The sequence below is a fragment of the Terriglobales bacterium genome (assembly GCA_035543055.1).
GTDB lineage: Bacteria > Acidobacteriota > Terriglobia > Terriglobales > Acidobacteriaceae > JAIQFD01.
In genome coordinates this window covers 13298-29381 of sequence record DATKKJ010000020.1, presented here as the reverse complement: position 1 = coordinate 29381, position 16084 = coordinate 13298, and the positions used below count along the sequence as shown (strand labels likewise).

General features: G+C 64.9%; 11 protein-coding genes and 1 pseudogene. 5 read left to right on the top strand and 7 right to left on the bottom strand.

Annotation, left to right across the window (positions count from 1 at the left end; all coding sequences use genetic code 11):
• From VMS96_01300 to VMS96_01290, 3 genes are all read right to left on the bottom strand, one after another.
• Nucleotides 1-305, bottom strand: a 305-nt coding sequence (locus VMS96_01300) for an RNase adapter RapZ (protein HVP42033.1), incomplete at its 3' end; no start/stop codon positions are given.
• Nucleotides 306-340: 35 nt separating this feature from the next.
• Nucleotides 341-1360, bottom strand: coding sequence for an ankyrin repeat domain-containing protein (locus VMS96_01295; GenBank protein HVP42032.1), 1020 nt, complete (start codon nucleotides 1358-1360; stop codon nucleotides 341-343).
• 215 nt (nucleotides 1361-1575) lie between these two features.
• Entirely contained in the window at nucleotides 1576-3132 is a 1557-nt protein-coding gene (locus tag VMS96_01290; GenBank protein ID HVP42031.1) for a SagB/ThcOx family dehydrogenase, read from the bottom strand.
• 507 nt (nucleotides 3133-3639) lie between these two features.
• On the opposite strand from VMS96_01290, the gene VMS96_01285 reads away from it, so the two are divergent.
• The 5 genes and pseudogenes from VMS96_01285 to VMS96_01265 all read left to right on the top strand — a co-directional run bounded on the left by VMS96_01285 (nucleotide 3640) and on the right by VMS96_01265 (nucleotide 10107).
• Entirely contained in the window at nucleotides 3640-4143 is a 504-nt protein-coding gene (locus VMS96_01285) for a group I intron-associated PD-(D/E)XK endonuclease (protein ID HVP42030.1), read from the top strand.
• 116 nt (nucleotides 4144-4259) lie between these two features.
• Nucleotides 4260-4514, top strand: coding sequence for a hypothetical protein (locus VMS96_01280; protein ID HVP42029.1), 255 nt, complete (start codon nucleotides 4260-4262; stop codon nucleotides 4512-4514).
• 61 nt (nucleotides 4515-4575) lie between these two features.
• Nucleotides 4576-7227: a TonB-dependent receptor gene (locus VMS96_01275; protein ID HVP42028.1), complete on the top strand. Its 2652-nt coding sequence runs from the start codon at nucleotides 4576-4578 to the stop codon at nucleotides 7225-7227.
• A 128-nt stretch (nucleotides 7228-7355) separates the two neighbouring features.
• A pseudogene (locus VMS96_01270) lies at nucleotides 7356-7550 on the top strand (HPF/RaiA family ribosome-associated protein).
• 175 nt (nucleotides 7551-7725) lie between these two features.
• Nucleotides 7726-10107 carry a protein kinase gene (locus VMS96_01265; protein HVP42027.1) on the top strand — a complete coding sequence of 794 codons (2382 nt, stop codon included), beginning with the start codon at nucleotides 7726-7728 and terminating at the stop codon, nucleotides 10105-10107.
• A gap of 114 nt (nucleotides 10108-10221) precedes the next feature.
• On the opposite strand, the gene raiA is transcribed toward VMS96_01265, so the two are convergent.
• The 4 genes from raiA to VMS96_01245 form a co-directional block, all read right to left on the bottom strand.
• On the bottom strand, nucleotides 10222-10815 hold the full coding sequence (raiA, locus tag VMS96_01260) for a ribosome-associated translation inhibitor RaiA (GenBank protein ID HVP42026.1): 594 nt from the start codon (nucleotides 10813-10815) through the stop codon (nucleotides 10222-10224).
• Between the two features lie 228 nt (nucleotides 10816-11043).
• On the bottom strand, nucleotides 11044-12816 hold the full coding sequence (gene rpoN / locus VMS96_01255; protein ID HVP42025.1) for an RNA polymerase factor sigma-54: 1773 nt from the start codon (nucleotides 12814-12816) through the stop codon (nucleotides 11044-11046).
• 153 nt (nucleotides 12817-12969) lie between these two features.
• Nucleotides 12970-13698 carry an LPS export ABC transporter ATP-binding protein gene (lptB, locus tag VMS96_01250; GenBank protein ID HVP42024.1) on the bottom strand — a complete coding sequence of 243 codons (729 nt, stop codon included), beginning with the start codon at nucleotides 13696-13698 and terminating at the stop codon, nucleotides 12970-12972.
• A complete protein-coding gene (locus tag VMS96_01245; GenBank protein HVP42023.1) occupies nucleotides 13698-15938 on the bottom strand; it encodes an LptA/OstA family protein in 2241 nt (746 codons plus the stop codon). Before VMS96_01245 ends, lptB begins: the two co-directional genes overlap by 1 nt.
• Nucleotides 15939-16084 lie beyond the last annotated feature (146 nt).

The window sequence follows — 16084 nt, the reverse complement described above, 5'->3', positions numbered from 1 at the left end:
GTGGTGGGCATGTGGCGCCGCACGGTGCGCAGGAGGACGGGCAGCTTGCCCAGCTTGGCGCCCTCGCGCACGTCCACCACCAGCGCGGTGCGCTGGATCTCCGCCGATTGGCGCACGAGTTCGGCGAAGCGCGGCAGCAGTTCGACCGGCAGGTTGTCCACCGCGTAGTAACCGAGGTCCTCGAACGCTTTGAGCACCGAGGCCTTGCCCGAACCGCTCATGCCGGTGATGAGCACCAGTTCGGCGGGCTGCTGGCCGTCGCGCGTGCTCGGCTCGGTCCGGGGAGCGGATTTGCGGCGGGCCATAGCCGGAATGGTACCAGAAGGGTTTTAGATTTCCCTCACTCGGGCGCCGCCGGGGGGTGCGGCGCGCGCAGGACCTCGGCGACATCTGGATGTCCTTTGCGCATGGCCTCGGCGAGCGCGGTGCGTCCATCGCGGGAGCGGCGGTTGGGATCGGCGCCATGCTCCAGCAGCAACGTGAGCAGCTCCAGGTGGCCGCGTCCGGCGGCCAGCATCAGTCCGGTGATGCCGTTATGGGTGGCAGCATCCACCTCGGCGCCGCGAGCGAGCAGCACCTTCGCATCCTCCACATCACCCTGATCGGCGGCCAGCAGCAGAGGCGTACGCCCATCGCGGGCGCGGGCGTTGGCATTGGCGCCCCGGCCCAGCAGGATGGCGGAGATGGTGCTCCAGCCCTGCGCCACCGCGTGGTGCAGCGCCGTCCAGCCTCGCCGGTCGGGCTCGTTGAGCGCCTTGGGCAATTGCGTCGCCGGTTCTGCGTTCAACAGGAGCTCCAGCACCGGCGCGTGTCCCTCGCCGGCGGCGAACATCAAAAGTGTGCGGCCGTCGGGGTCGCGCAGGCGGAGCGAGGCGCCGTGCGCGATCAGGACCTTCACCGCCGCCGGGTGGTTGTTGAGCACGGCCTCGGTCAGCGCCGACCAGCCGTTGCGGTCCACCGTGTCGATGGCGGCATGCGACGCCAGCAGCAGTTCGATGACCTGCACGTTGCCCGCTTCCGCCGCCGTGATCAGCGGGGTCCAGCCGGCCGTGTCGGCGCGGTTGACGTCGGCGCCGGCCTTGAGCAGCGCCTGCGCCACCGCCGGATTCGGCGATCCCGAGGCGTGCATCAGCGCGCTGGCGCCGAACTTGTCGGCGGCATTGGGATCGGCGCCCCGGGCCAGCAGGGAGTGGACCGCGGACAGCCGGTCGTCGTCGGCCGCCTCCACCAGTTGTTCATTCAGGATGGCGCGCTCCGCCTCGCTGAGACGGGGCTTGGCGCCGGGGGCGGCCGCTTTCTGCGCACTCAGCGGCGCGACGCAGCCAATGAGCAGGAGGATGAGTTGGAGCCGCCGCCGCATCGCGCCCAGTATCGCCCTGCGAAGAGGCGCAATCCAGCCCAATCGTCAGCCGCTCGCGGCCAGGGGATGGGAATCATACTGCAGGCGGCTTACGGTTTCTTGAAGCGGCGTCCGCGCTCAACCATCCCAACATCTGCACCGGCCCGGTGCGCGGCCTCAAGCTCGGTGGCCCTAACCAACACGCAGCGGCCGGCAAGAGCCTCAGATTGAAGATCTCAGATCCGTGAGTCGAGAGCGGTGCGTTTCCGCGGCTTGCCGACGGCGACCAGGAAGATGGCGCTCTTCCCCGCGGCGTGGGGCGAGAAGAAGTTGACCACGTCGTCGTCAAAGAAGGTCAGCCCGGTCGCTCCCAGCCGCTGGGCGTACGCCGCCAGATACATCTTGCCCCCCACGATGCCTGCTTCCAATTGCGCCGCGCGGTAGCCGCGATTGCCGAGCCGTTCCAGGATGACGCGGAGGTCCGCCAGGAAGAAGATGTCGGCGCAGGCTTCCGCGGGCAGGTCCTGCTCCAGTCCGAGGCGGTAGGCTTCGGCTCGGAAGTCACCTTCCTTCAGAAGCTCCAACGATCGCCTGTCTCGATGGAAAAAGTAAGCGCCCGGTTTCAGGCCGTCCACGGCATGCACGATCACATAAAGGTCGTTGAGTTGCGCACCCCGCGGAACAAGAAAATCGGCTGCCACACCCCGGGTCGAGCGATCCAGGATGGTAGAGAATTGCGGCAGGGTGAGCGATGCACTCCGGTCGAAGGTGCGGGTCGAGCCGCGTCGCAAAATGACCTGCTCGACTGAGTCATGCGGCGGTTCTGCCTCCGCCAACGGCGCGAGCTCTGCTTCCTCGCTGGCCGCGCGCGACGGTTGCACGATTGTTGAACTCCCACGCCATTGGCGCACCTCCTCCTCCGACCGCAGTGACGACGCCTCATGCATCTCCAGCATCGCCCGGTATTGGACCTCGCGGTCCGAAAGTGGGACGGTTGCCAAGCCCAGCGTCGCCACATCCACCGGAGGAGGAACGGCCGGCGCCGATAGGCGTCCCACCGGAACCAGGCACAACGAGACTTCGCGTGCGGTGTCGAGGTCGAGCAATCGGTTCAGCTCGGCATCCACGAATCCGAGAACGACCTCGGCAGGCAAGCCCGAGGCGGTCGCGGTGGCCAGCAGGTTCGCCAGCAGCGTGCCGTTGTCCCAGCCGAAGTGGCGATAGGTCCTTGCCTGGTATTTCCATGCGTTCCGCCAGTAGGTGCCGGTGCAGATGATGGTCGCGGCAGCATGGGCCACGGCCGGCTGGTCGGCTGCGGCTCGAGCCAGGTTGCCACGAAAATCTCCCTTGCGCAGACGCCGCAGAGCGACATCCGCCGGACCAAAGTGATACACGCCGGCCTCCAGACCGGGGAGATCGTCACACACGACGTACAGCTCGATCTCATACAGGGCCCCGGTGCAGGCTGCGGCGCGAAAGTAAATATCGCCGCCCGGATACGACCTGCTCTTGGTGATGCCGGCGGAGAAATAGAGCAGGCGCGCCAGGTCTTGCAGCGTGGGCACGGAATCCTGGCCGCGCGAAAGAGCGATCTGAGAGATCGCCGATAGAGCGGCGACGCCCGTCTGGGGCACGTCCCGAGGCAGCGCCAGCGGCTCGATCGCGGGATAGATCTTGAAAGGCAGCGGCCGATTCGCCCAGTCCAGGAAGTGCGGATTGTTGCGAACACTCCAGTACGAGTGCTTGGTTCCGTCGTGGTACGCCCACGCGGCCCGGATGTCGCGATTGTTCATGACCCTGCGGGTTCCACCCTCATCGGCGAAAGCCGCGTCGATTGTACGGCTTTGGCGATCCGGCCGGAGGACCTCCGGGTGCCCTACCCGAGCGCGATGTTGGCTAGGGTGGGATGAACAACAAGCGGCGTGGCCGGCAGCCCACTGCCCTGAGGTAGTGCGGGCGCCTTCAGGCCCGCGTCCTGATCCCTCTTCTTTCTTTGTCAGCCCGAGGGAGTCCCGGCCGGGGTCCCCGCCGCGCTTTGCGCGACGGGGTGGAGCGACGACCGAGGGACCTGACGAAATGCTCGCCGCTAAACATGCCGTCCAGCGGAGGGACGTCAGTCCCGACGCCGAACGCCCCCTTGACCCGCAGGGTCATACTGGAAGTGCCCCCATATCTTCCCCTGGCGTCATCCTGAGGGCCTTCAGGCCCGAAGGATCTCGCGTGCGCCGACGATGGCCTTACCGCTCGCGCGATCCTTCGCGGCTAGAGCCGCTCAGGATGACCCCCAAAGGATTGCCTACATGTCCAGCCCGGAGAAACCTCCCTGGGCCTCGATGTCCGACAAAGCGAAGGGCGAATGGGTCGAAGTGGTCTTCATGGCCAAGGTCGGCGCCCTCGGCCTCTCCATCTCCAAACCCCACGGCGACAACGAGCAGTTTGACTTCATTGTCTGCGACCGCGCCGGCAAACCTGTGCGTGTGCAGGTAAAATCCGCTTGGACCCAGACCTCCTTGGGCTATCGGATCCAGCACCGCCGGTTTGGTGACGGTCGCCCTCTCGGCTATGACGTCCTCGTCGCCTATATCCCGCCCCTTGACGCTTGGTACGTGATTCCAGTTTCGGAGCTTCCGCACAGTTACATCACCCATCTGTGGCCCCACTCACGCCGCCCCAGCCGCAGCAAGTGGGAGCCATACCGCAACGCGTGGCACATCCTCAGCGGCGACCCCGACGACGACACCCGCTCCCTCGGCCTCACCATCCACGCCGCCGCCGATGACGGAAAATCATCCAAGCTGCCGTGACGCACGGCCACGGCGCTGGACTTCCGGCACATTGACGTAACCGGCAGACGCCGAGTAGCATCTCAGGATTGATGTTGTGCAGGGGGTACACACCGCGAGCCACTGCCTTTAAGGCCATGGTGGTGTTTTGCGCGCTCTTGGTGGCGCTGGCGCTGAGCATTGAGGCGGCCCACGTCCACCCGAACGGCAACGCCAACGAAAAGCACTGTTCGATCTGTTCAGGCGCTCACTTTGCCATGCCGGTGGTGCAGGCGCAGCACAGCGGCAAGCAGGCGGCGACGAGCGCCAACAACGTTCCCAAGCAGGTCAAGGTCGCAGCCCGCGAGCTCCCCTTCAATCTCTTCGATCGTCCCCCTCCTCCCACCGCCTAGCGCCTCTCTTTAGCCGTTCCGATCCAAAGTGCTGAAAAACCGACTCTCGTGGGAGGAGTCCATGCGTATTTCATTGCGGCTGTTCGTATTTCTGCTTGCCATCGCGTTGCTGGCCTCGACAGCGGGTTGGGGACAGGGTTCCAGCTCCGGGACCATCACCGGGGTGGTGAAAGATCCGACCGGCGCGGTGGTTCCGGGAGCAAAGGTGGAGATCAGCTACCCAGTCAGCGGATTCCACCGGGAGACACTAACCGGGGCAGTGGGAGAATTCCGCTTCGGCAATATCCCCTTCAACCCGTACCACCTGGTGGTGACGGCGTCCGGATTCAGCTCCGAAGTGCAGGACGTGGATGTACGGTCCACGGTACCGGTCTCAGTCCCGATCGCGCTGAAGGTCAGGGGCGCGAGCACCACCGTGACCGTGGAAGCCACGGGAGCCGACCTGGTGGAAGCGGACCCGAACTTCCACACCGACGTGGACCGCGGCCTGTTCGACAAGCTGCCGCTGGAGAGCCAGTCGTCGTCGGTCAGTTCGCTGGTGACGCTGGCCTCGCCGGGCGTGGTGGCGGATTCGAACGGCCTCTTCCACGGCATGGGCGACCACGCCGAGAACTCCTTCTCGGTGGACGGCCAGCCCATCAGCGACCAGCAAAGCAAGGTCTTCTCCAACCAGATCCCGGCGGACTCCATCCAGTCGCTGGAGGTGATCGCCGGGGCCCCGCCCGCCGAATACGGCGACAAGACCAGCCTGGTGATCAAGGTGACCACCCGCTCCGGGCTGAACCAGACCAAGCCGACCGGCAGCGTGACCGCCGGCTACGGCTCGTTCGGCTCAGCCACTGGCGGCTTCGAACTGGCCTATGGCGGCGAGAAATGGGGGAATTTCATCTCCCTGAGCGGGCTGAACACCGGGCGTTTCCTGGACCCGCCGGAGTTCCAGGTATTCCACGCCAAGGGCAACGAGGAGAATGCTTTCGACCGCCTGGACTACCAGATCAACGACAAGGATTCGCTGCACGCCAACGTGGGCTACTCTCGTTCCTGGTTCCAGCAGCCGAACTCCTTCGATTCGGCGGCCATCGGCCAGGACCAGCGGGCGAAGATCGAGACCTTCAACATCTCTCCCGGCTGGACGCACCTGTTCAGCTCGAATACATTGCTGACGGTGACGCCTTTCGTGCGCCGCGACGTCTTCAATTTTTTCCCCAGCCGCGATCCGCTCTCCGACCTGACCGAGACCGCATCCCAGCACCGCACGTTGCTCAATGCCGGCTTGCGCGCCGACATCTCGCACACCAAGGGGGCTCACAATGTGAAGGTGGGGGTTTCGTTCCAGCACTGGTTCCTGGACGAGACATTCAACGTTGGCATCACCGACGCGGGCGTGAACTCGCCCTGCATCGCCCTGAATCCCGCCGGCAACTTTGCCCCGGTGGCCGACCCGTCGGTCAACGACCCGTCGCAATGCGCCGCTATCCCGGGATACGAGATGAATGTGGAGACCAACCCCAACTCCCCCGGACCCTTCTTCGCGCCGGTGCTCCTCCCCTTCGACCTGACCCGTACCGGACCCCCATTCACGCTCTTCGGCTTCAACGGTCATGCCGACGTCAAAGAACTGAGCCTGTACGCCCAGGACACCATCACCAAGGGGGGTCTGACGGTCAACCTGGGGATCCGCGGCGATATCTACCGCGGACTAGCCCGTGATGCCCAGCCCCAGCCGCGGGTGGGCGTCGCCTACAACATCAAGAAGACCAACACGGTGCTGCGCGCCTCTTACGCCCGCATCATGGAAACGCCGTTCAATGAGAACCTGATCCTGGCCAGCACCAACGATCCCGTCACCGACGCCCTCTTCGGCGCCGGCAGCGGCGTCCCCATTCGCGCCGGCCAGCGTAACGAGTTCCACGTCGGAGGCCAGCAGGCGCTGGGGAGGTATCTGGTCATCGACGGCGATTACGTCTGGAAGTACACACACAATGCCTACGACTTCGGGGATTTTCTCAACACCCCAATCTTCTTCCCTATCTCCTGGCACAATTCGAAGATCACGGGCGCTTCGGGGCGCATCAGCCTGCCGAATTTCCATGGCCTGACCGCGTTCGTCATGATGGGGCACGTCAACGCCCGGTTCTTCGGCCCGCAAGTCGGCGGCCTGGGGACCGACCTGGGGGCCGGGGGCGGGGCCTTCCGCATCGACCATGACCAGGTGTTCCAGCAGACCACCCACGTGCAATATCAACCGTGGAAAGATGGTCCGTGGGTCGGCTTCAACTGGCGCTACGACAGCGGCCTGGTTGCGGGCGAGGTACCGGTGGCGGAGGACGACGTCACGCCCGTGGACCTGACCGGCCTAAGCGCCGATCAGCAATTGCAAGCCGGACTGTTCTGCGGCAACACCTTCCCCACCCTGGCGGTCCCCCTCATCAGCTGCGCGCCCTCGGATTATGGTTCCACCCGCATGCAGCTCCCCGCGCCGGGCACGGTGAATGACGACACCAATCCGCCCCGCGTCGCCTCCCGCCATCTTTTCGACTTGAGCGTCGGGGACGACAACCTCTTCCGCAAGGAACGTTACAAGGTGAGCCTGCGATTCACCGTCATCAACCTGACCAACAAAGTGGCCCTCTACAACTTCCTCTCCACCTTTAGCGGGACTCACTTTGTCACCCCGCGGACGGAGACCGTTGAGCTGGGCTTTCACTTTTGAGTTCGTGACTTGATGCAGACCGGCAACGATAAGGGGCACATCGCTGTGCCCCTTCTTTCACAGATTCGTATTGTCCTCACCGCCTACGGCGCTTCGATCAGCTCCATCTTGCCGTCCTTGAGCAAGGCCTCTCCAAGATCGAAAAGATCCTCAGCACACACTTTGACACCCACGTGATCCTGGCGACGGAGAAGCACCGTCACATCGCCGAGATCACGGTGACGGTACGCAATCACAACATCGTGGGGATCTCCGAGGCGACCGACATGACGGCGGCGGTGGGCGAAGCGCTGGACCGCATCGAGCGGCAGGCGGTGAAGTAGTCGATACCTGCATTCGAGTTGCTCGCGCTGTCGGCTCGGCATAAAAGTAGCCCGGCCGTTCCTGTTTCGATCAGGCCCGGGGTCGAAAGGGGCACGTCGCTGCCCCCAGGCTTTGGCTTCCCATTGACCGCCATTCCGAAGCGACATAGCATGACCCACCGTCTTTCTTCTTCATGTGATTGGGCAGACCATTTCGCATTACCGGATCGTCGCCAAGCTGGGTGGCGGCGGCATGGGTGTGGTCTATAAAGCCGAGGACACCCGTCTCAACCGCCCCGTAGCCTTGAAGTTCCTCCCGGAAGAACTCTCTCGCGACCGCGATGCCTTGGTGCGCTTCGAGCGCGAGGCGCGCGCAGCCTCCGCCCTGAACCATCCCAACATCTCCACCATCTACGACATCGGGGAAGACCAGGGCGAGCACTTCATCGCCATGGAGTGCATGGAGGGCGCGACCCTTAAGGGCCGCATCGAGGGCAAGGCGCTGGAAGAAGGAACGCTGCTGGCGCTGGCCATCCAGATCGCCGACGCCCTGGACGCCGCCCACGCCAGCGGAATCATCCATCGCGACCTCAAGCCGGCCAATATCTTCGTCACCCCGCGCGGCCAGGCCAAGGTGCTGGACTTCGGCCTGGCCAAGATCGCCCCGCCGCAACTGGCGCCGACGGACACCACCGCCGCGAGCACGGGGCACCTGACCACTCCGGGCAGCGTCCTGGGTACGACGGCTTACATGTCACCCGAGCAAGTGCTGGGCAAGGAGGCGGACGCCCGCAGTGACCTGTTCTCCTTCGGCGTGGTGCTGTACGAGATGGCGACGGGCACGTTGCCCTTCCGCGGCGATACGGAGACTGCCGTCTTCGACGCCATCCTGCACAAGGCGCCGGCCTCGCCGGTGCGGCTCAACCCGGACCTGCCAGTGGCCCTGGAGAACATCATCGGCAAGGCGCTGGAGAAAGACCGGAATCTGCGCTACCAGAGCGCCGCGGAAATGCGCAGCGACCTGCAGCGCCTGAAGCGGGACACCGAATCGGGATTGGTTCCGGCACAGCTCGCGGCAGCGGCGGCAGGACCAGCAAGACGCTGGTGGCGCAGGCCCGTAGCCGGGGCGGGCGTGGTGATTACTCTAGCTGCGGTGGCAGGCCTCTGGTTTGGACTCCGCCGCAAAGCCCCGGAGCCCGCGCCGGTAGCGCCTTCGATTGCCGTGCTGCCGTTTGTGGACATGAGCGCGGAGAAAAACCAGGAGTACTTCGCCGACGGTCTGGCCGAGGAGCTGCTCAATAGCTTGGCAAGAATCCCGGGGCTGCGCGTGACGGCCAGGACCTCCTCCTTCCAGTTCAAGGGAAAGAACGAAGACCTGCGCGTGGTCGCAGAAAAGCTCAACGTGGCCACCATCCTCGAAGGCAGCTTGCGCAAGGAAGGGAAGCGGGTGCGCATCACGGTGCAGCTCATCAATGCATCGGACGGCTTCCACCTGTGGTCGGAGACCTATGACCGGGAAGTCACTGATATCTTTGCGGTGCAAGACGAGATTGCACGTTCTGTAGCCGCGTCCTTGAAGGTGGTACTGAAGGGGGAGAAAGCAGGCACAACCTCAGCTCGGGGCACAAACCCCGAAGCGTTCAATGCCTACCTGCAGGGCCGGTACTTCCTGCAGCGGAAAGGCATGGAGGACGTGGAGAGAGCGGAGAAGGCGGTCGGCTTTTTCGAACAGGCGGCCAAGCTCGATCCCGGCTACGCTCCGGCCTGGGCCTGGTTGGGAAGGGCCTACGTGTTCAAGGCAGGCGCAGCGAACGCGCCCCCGGCGGAAGACTTCCGGACCGCACGGGAAGCGGTGGAACGAGCGCTGGCGCTGGATCCGAACATGGCAGACGCCCACGCCTTCCTGGGGGAGATCAAGACATGGCACGACTGGGACTGGGTCGGCGCCGATGCTTCTTACCAGCATGCCCTCGAACTGGAACCGGGAAACGCCAAGGCGATGCTCGGAGCTGGGAGGCTGGCTCGCATTCTGGGACGCTACGAGGAAGCCCAGGCACTGGACCGCCGGGCCATAGAACTCGACCCGCTGTCCACGGGCGGGTACGTCAATCTTGGGGTTGCTTGCTTCTTCGCCGGCCGTCACGATGAAGCCCTCGCTGCATTCAACAAGGCCCTGGAGCTGAACCCGCATGCTGAGGCCCGCTGGTGGAAGGGCAGGGTCCTGCTAATACAGGGGAAAGCCGACCAGGCGCTGGCCGAGATGGAGAAGATTCAAGTAGACCCCATATGGCGGGTTTACGGGCTGGCGCTCGCCTACCATGCCCTGGGACGGAAGAAGGAATCCGACGCGGCCTTGGCGGAGCTGAGGGGGAAATATCGGACGAATTCGGCCTTCCAGATTGCAGAGGTGTATGCCTTCCGCGGGGAAACCGACCAGGCATTCACTTGGCTGGAGTTGGCCTACCAGGAGCGTGACGGCGGCCTTGTCTGGACGAAGGGCAACCTGCTGCTGAAAAGCTTGGAGCGCGACCCGCGCTACGCCGCCTTCTTGAAGAAGATGCGCCTGCCGCTCAATTGAGGTTCCCGCTCAGCCGGGTACCCCACCCTAGCCCGATGTTGGCTAGGGTGGGATGAAATATAAGGGGCGCGGCCGTGGTCGCGCCCCTTCGCTTCGACTCGGATTGTCCACCGCCTATGGCGCTTCAATCAGCTCCATCTTCCCGTCCTTGGTGCGGTGCAGCACCTTGACCCGGCCCTTGTTGTCGCGAAAGACGAAGACGTCGCGATCGCGGAACTCGGCCTCTTTGATCGCTTCCTCCAGGGTGAGCGGGCGCAGCGCCACCGCGTCCTGCGGCCGGCTGACGTGCGCCTCCGCCGTGCGCACGATGGCGGGAAAGGCGTGCACCACCACCGGCACCGCCGTGGTCAGATTGGCGCCCACCGCCAATTGCTGCTCCACCGCGGACGCTTCCCCGTTCCAGCGCTTGCGGGCGTTGCGCTTCTTCGACCGCCAGCGGGTCTTGTACTTCACCGCCTGCCGCTCGATGCGGTCCAGCGCCTCGCCCACCGCCGCCGTCATGTCGGTCGCTTCGGAGATCCCCACGATGTTGTGGTTGCGCACCGTCACCGTGATCTCGGCGATGTGACGGTGCTTCTCGCAGGCCAGGATCACGTGGGTGTCAAAGTGTGTGCTGAGGATTCTTTCGATCTTGGAGAGGCCTTGCTCGATCTGCTTCCGTAAGGTGGGAGTGACTTCGTACTGCCTGCCGGTGTACTCGACGTTCATTGACTCCTCCTGAACCCTGTCCGGCCTCCATCCACCAGGCACGGAACCTAGGGGTTGGTCACTGCGGAGTCGCCCGGTCCTACAGGCGGCTGACTGCTTTTCGCCTTTCTCCCGGCGGGCTTTCGCGTCGGCCCGCCCGGTTCTTCCGCCTCCTTCCCAGGTTTCGAAGTTTCCAGGTTTCACGTTTCACGCCGGTCCTTCGCGAAACGCGGAACGTGAAACGTGAAACTAATTCTTCACCCTCCTCTGATGCGTGCTCGGGATCTTCATGTCCTCCCGGTATTTCGCCACCGTGCGCCGCGTCACCTGGATGCCCTGCGACTGCAGGATGCGGGTGATCTGCTCGTCGGTGAGCGGCCGTGTCGGGTCCTCGTCCTCGATCAGCTTCTTCACCCGGCGCTTGAGGATGAGCAGCGACGTCCCGCCGCCCTCCGGCCCCTGCACGCTCTCGGAGAAGAAGTAGCGCAGCTCGAAGACGCCCTGCGGGGTGTGCGCGTACTTGTTGGCCACGGCCCGGCTGACGGTCGAGGGATGCACCCCGATCTCCTCCGCTACCTCCTTGATCATCATCGGCTTGAGCTGGTCGATGCCCTTGTCGAGGAAATCGTGCTGCCGCCCGATGATGGCGTAGCACACCTTCAAGATGGTCTGCTTGCGCTGCTCGATGTTCTTGATGAGCTGGATGGCCGACTTGTAGCGCTCCTTGACGTAGGTGCGCACCTCTTTTTCCGCGTGCTCCCGGCTGAGCAGCTTCTTGTAGGTCGGGTTCAGGCGGAGCTGCGGCAGGTCGTCCTCGTTCATCAGCACCACATAGTCGTCGCCCTGCTTGACGAAGAAGACGTCGGGCTCGATCAGCCGCGCGTCCACCTTGTTGTAGCGCAGGCCGGGGCGCGGATCGAGGGTCTTGATGTAGTCCAGGGCGTGCATCACCGCCTCCAGCGGGCGGTCAATGGCCTTGCCGATCTCCTTGTACTGCTTGAGCTGCAGTGCCCGCAGGTGGTCGCGCACGATGGCGGTGGCGTCGCCGATGGTGCGCTCCAGGTCGCCGTTCAGCCCCTGCTGCTTGCGCAGATGCTGCTGGTAGTGGAGCTGCGCCAGCAGGCACTCGCGCATGTCGCGCGAGCCCACCCCCACCGGGTCCATCTGTTTCACCAGCTCCGTGGCCTCGCGCAGCTCCTGCACATTGAAAGTCGGCTTGGAGAAATGGATGCTGCCGGGCGCGTCGGGCGCGACATGGAACTGCCGTCCATTCTCTATGGAGACCACCTGCGCCCCACGCGGCTTGGCGATGTCGTCTTCCTCTTCGTCGAGCTTGGTGGCCACGCTGCTCTCTTCGACCTCGGTGGCGATCCCCGGCATCGGCGCCACTTGCGCGGTCTCTTCCTTGGCGCGGTCCAGGCCCAACTCGGCGGCCAGGATGGCGTTGGCCTCGTCGCCTGAAGGGTGCTCGGGCGCGGGTGCGGCGCCGTTTTCCGCTGGCGCTCCCAGCAATTCCTCCTCGCTGGCCAGCAGGTATCCATCCTCGTTCAGGTTGCCGATGATCAGCTCCGCCGCCTCCCGCACTGCGGGCTTCAGGTTCATGGAACTGAGCTGCCACATCAGGTGGTCGGTCAGCGTGGTCGGGGTGGAGAGGAAATTCTCGAAGGAAGGCTTCTCGATGACTTCCGAGGCCGGGCTGCGATAGCCGGGGTCGAGGTAGTCCTGGAAATAGGAGCCGAAGTCGATCTCGTCGAAGGGGTCCTTCTTCTCGGCTTCCGGGGCCTCGGGCGCCTCGGCGCTGAGCAGGCGGTCCTTCTCGACCTCCTTGCCGGCGACCTCGTCCAGCAGCGGAACCTCGGTGTCCAGCTCATCCAGCACCGGGTTTTCCACCATCTCGGCGTTGATCATGTCCTTGAGCTCCAGCTTGTTCAGAGCCAGGACGCTGACCATCTGCACGAGCCCCGGAGTGAGGATCTGCTTCTGGGAGAGCTTGACGTTCAGCTTGTGCTGCAGCAGGACCATTGGGCTACCGCGAAAGCTACTACAGTTCCGGGCCGCAATCCAGCGGGAAGCCCCCGCCGCCACTGACCTTCGTAACCGTTACCATGCCGGGTACTCCGGCGCTCAAAACCCTTGTTTTTCCAGTAGAGACGCCCGTCAGGGCGTCTCCGATACTCACACCAGGCTGAAACTCTCGCCCAAGTACACGCGCTTGACCTCCGGGTCGCTGCCCAGCTGCTCGGGAGTTCCGGCCCGGAAGATGCGGCCCTCGTTGATGATGTATGCCCGGTCGGTCACCGACAGCGTCTCGCGCACGTTATGGTCGGTGATCAGCACCCCGATGCCGCTCGCCTTGAGATCGAAAATGATCTTCTGCAGGTCGAGCACGGCGATGGGGTCGATGCCCGAGAACGGCTCGTCCAGCAGGATGAACGCCGGCTGGATGCAGAGGGAACGGGCAATCTCCACCCGCCGCCGCTCGCCCCCGGAGAGGGCGTATCCCCGGTTGCGTCGGATATGCCCCAGGCCGAGCTGGTCGATGAGTTTTTCCATGCGTTCCCGACGCTCATGCCAGGAGAGGGGCTGCGCCTCCAGCACCGCCAGGATGTTCTCTTCGACCGATAATTTGCGAAAGACCGATGGTTCCTGGGGCAGGTAGCTGATGCCGAAGTTCCTTGCCCTCAAGTACATAGGGACGCTCGTGATGTCCTGCCCGTCGGCCAGCACCCGCCCCGTATCGGGTGGGGCCAGCCCTACAATCATGTAGAATGTGGTGGTCTTGCCGGCCCCGTTGGGGCCCAGGAGACCTACAACCTCGCCTTGTGTGATATGGAGGCTGACGCCATTCACAACCCTCCGACCACGATAACTCTTACCAATCTCATCAGTCGCCAGGGTCTGCATCAGTGGCCAACGCGCGTCTGGGTGACCGTGCGGGACGATCCTGAACTTCCTACGACCACTCTAGCATTGCGGTTGTAGAAGGTCAACGAATCGCCCGAAATGGCGCCGTGTTCGGCATCAAAAATGCTAGGGGGACCGCCGGTGAGGACGAATTTTCCCTCTGCGGGAAGGTAGGTCAGGGTGTCGCCCCGGGCGGTCCGGTCGGGTTGGGTGATTTCGACGTGTCCCTGGGCCACCAGCCGCTCGACCTGTGAAGCCGAACCAGCCCCCTTCTGTCCCCGGGGCAGCAGGAAAACGTCGGCGTGGTCGGCCTGGACGGTCAGGTCGGCCGCCTTCAGCACTACCCCGCCCTCGAACCGGGCCTGGCGCAGCGCATCGGTGTAGTGGAGCTGCGTGCCAGTCACGTTGACTGGGGTGACCTTGCCGCTGCTGTCAGCCTCGACGAAGACGGTGGATACCGGCTTGCCCACCGAGCCCTGGGCGGTGACGTCGTGGTGCTCGCGGTCGAAGGTGATGACCGGCGCCTGCACGATGTTGGCGCCCTGCCACAGTCGGGCGCCGCCGCTGTAGCGCGCGGTCGCGCTCGAGCGGCGCGCCGCCATGCTGGTGGCGGTGACGTGGATGGGATCGGAAGAGGTGAACAGGGGCCCGGCCGAGCCGGGTTGCCGCGACTCGTTGTAGGTGGTCTTGACCTCGCCTTCGGCGGTGGCGTCGCCGGAGTTGCGGTCGAAGCGGATGGTCTGCGCGGTGGTGATGAGTCCGCCCTCGCTGACCCGGGGAGCGCCGGTCAGCACCAGTGTCCCGTCGGACGGCGAATAGCGGGCCCGCTGTCCGGTGGCGGTGCGCGGACCGTCGGTGTAATGCACGTCGCCGACCTGCAGCAGGCTGGAGATGCCGCCCGCCGGGTCGAAGGCCACGGTCAGGTCGCGGCTGGTGCTGATCTTGTCCGCCTGCCCGGGAACGGACGACACGATGCGGGCGTCGGGCGCCCCGTGGAGCTGCTTCATCCGGTTGTTGTCGAAGACCATGTCGAACTGCCCGGCAGTGATGACGGTGGTGGCGTCGGCATCGGTCGGCCGACCCGCCGGCGGGGCCAGCGGCCGGATGGTGATCTGCGATGCGCCTGCGGTCTGCGCCTTGTCCAGCCTGCCGCCGGCCAGCATGCTGGTGATGGCAGGCGCGGCGATCTCCACCACCTGCGGCGAGCGCCCCGCGCGCTTCTGCTGCTCGGCGATGCGGACGTCGTCCAGGACCCGGGCCCTGGTGAGCTGGTTGTGCGGGCCGAACTCGAGTGCGATCCGTCCCGCCCGGCCGTGCGCCGGCGAGGGCCCACCCTGGTCGAAGACCACACCGCCGGAGAGTGCCCCGCTGCGCAGCACATTGCCGGAGAGCAATGCCTCGGCGACCGGCGCCTGGAGGCTGCCGGAGCGGCCGTCGCGCACGCGGACATCGCCATGGGCGGCCATGCGTTCCACGCTGTTGTCCGGCCGCAGAGAGATGGTGAGCCGGTCGGCATCCAGGGAGCCGCGCTGCCGCTCCACGTGCACCACCTCCAGCACCGCGCGCCGCGGGTCCTTGGTGATGATCCCGTGCTGGGCGGTGATGTCGGCGCTCTCCGGCCCTGCGGTCTTCAGGCGGATCGCCGACTGCAAGGTCAGCACGTTGCTCTTGGAATCGTAAGTGGCGCCCTTGGCGGCGCCAGAGGCCTGGGGTACGCGGAACTCGATGAGCTCGGTGGTGGCGGCAAACCCCGTCTTCTGATTGAAGACCACGCCGCGGGTCTTCAGATGGATGGGGTTCTTCAGCTCGGCGGGCGGGGCCTGGTCGGGACGCACCGGGCCGCCCGCGTCCGCTTGCAGGTCGATGTGCACCTCGCCCTGGGCGCGGATATCGCCCGATTGCGGGTTGTAGGAGAAGTCGGCGCCGTAGATCTGGTCGAAGCGGTTGGACTCGCGCCCGTAAACCAGGATGTTCACGTCGTGCAGTTCGGCGCGGCCTCCCTGCTCGTACTGCACCGCCTGCTTCGCGCTGATGCTGAACAGCGTGCGCCCGCCCTCGGACTTGGACAGGGTGAAGCCCTGGGTGCTCTGCTTGACGTCCACTCCCATCTTCTTGGGGAATTCGTGGACGGCCTGATGGATGCGGTAGCGCCCGTAGAGGATGAAGACGCCGACCAGCGCAACCATGGCGATGATGCCGGTGCCGAGCCATTTGCGCAGACGCTGGACGTCGAGAGGCACAAAAGTATCTTACAGGGAGGGACGCGAGTACGCAGGTTCGGCGGGTGGAGCAGCGCTTCAGCACTGCATAAAGGAGCCACAATGTAAGGGCTTTAGCCGCTGAGGTACTTCAGGCGTCGGGACTGCGCGTCCCTCCGCTGGACCGC

What these genes read in the sequence shown, in the direction of transcription:
- rpoN (HVP42025.1), bottom strand. Translation starts at nt 12,816, where the DNA reads ATGGTCCTGCTGCAGCACAAGCTGAACGTCAAGCTCTCCCAGAAGCAG.
- raiA (HVP42026.1), bottom strand. Translation starts at nt 10,815, where the DNA reads ATGAACGTCGAGTACACCGGCAGGCAGTACGAAGTCACTCCCACCTTA.
- VMS96_01285 (HVP42030.1), top strand. Translation starts at nt 3,640, where the DNA reads ATGTCCAGCCCGGAGAAACCTCCCTGGGCCTCGATGTCCGACAAAGCG.
- VMS96_01275 (HVP42028.1), top strand. Translation starts at nt 4,576, where the DNA reads ATGCGTATTTCATTGCGGCTGTTCGTATTTCTGCTTGCCATCGCGTTG.
- VMS96_01280 (HVP42029.1), top strand. Translation starts at nt 4,260, where the DNA reads ATGGTGGTGTTTTGCGCGCTCTTGGTGGCGCTGGCGCTGAGCATTGAG.
- VMS96_01290 (HVP42031.1), bottom strand. Translation starts at nt 3,132, where the DNA reads ATGAACAATCGCGACATCCGGGCCGCGTGGGCGTACCACGACGGAACC.
- VMS96_01295 (HVP42032.1), bottom strand. Translation starts at nt 1,360, where the DNA reads ATGCGGCGGCGGCTCCAACTCATCCTCCTGCTCATTGGCTGCGTCGCG.
- lptB (HVP42024.1), bottom strand. Translation starts at nt 13,698, where the DNA reads ATGCAGACCCTGGCGACTGATGAGATTGGTAAGAGTTATCGTGGTCGG.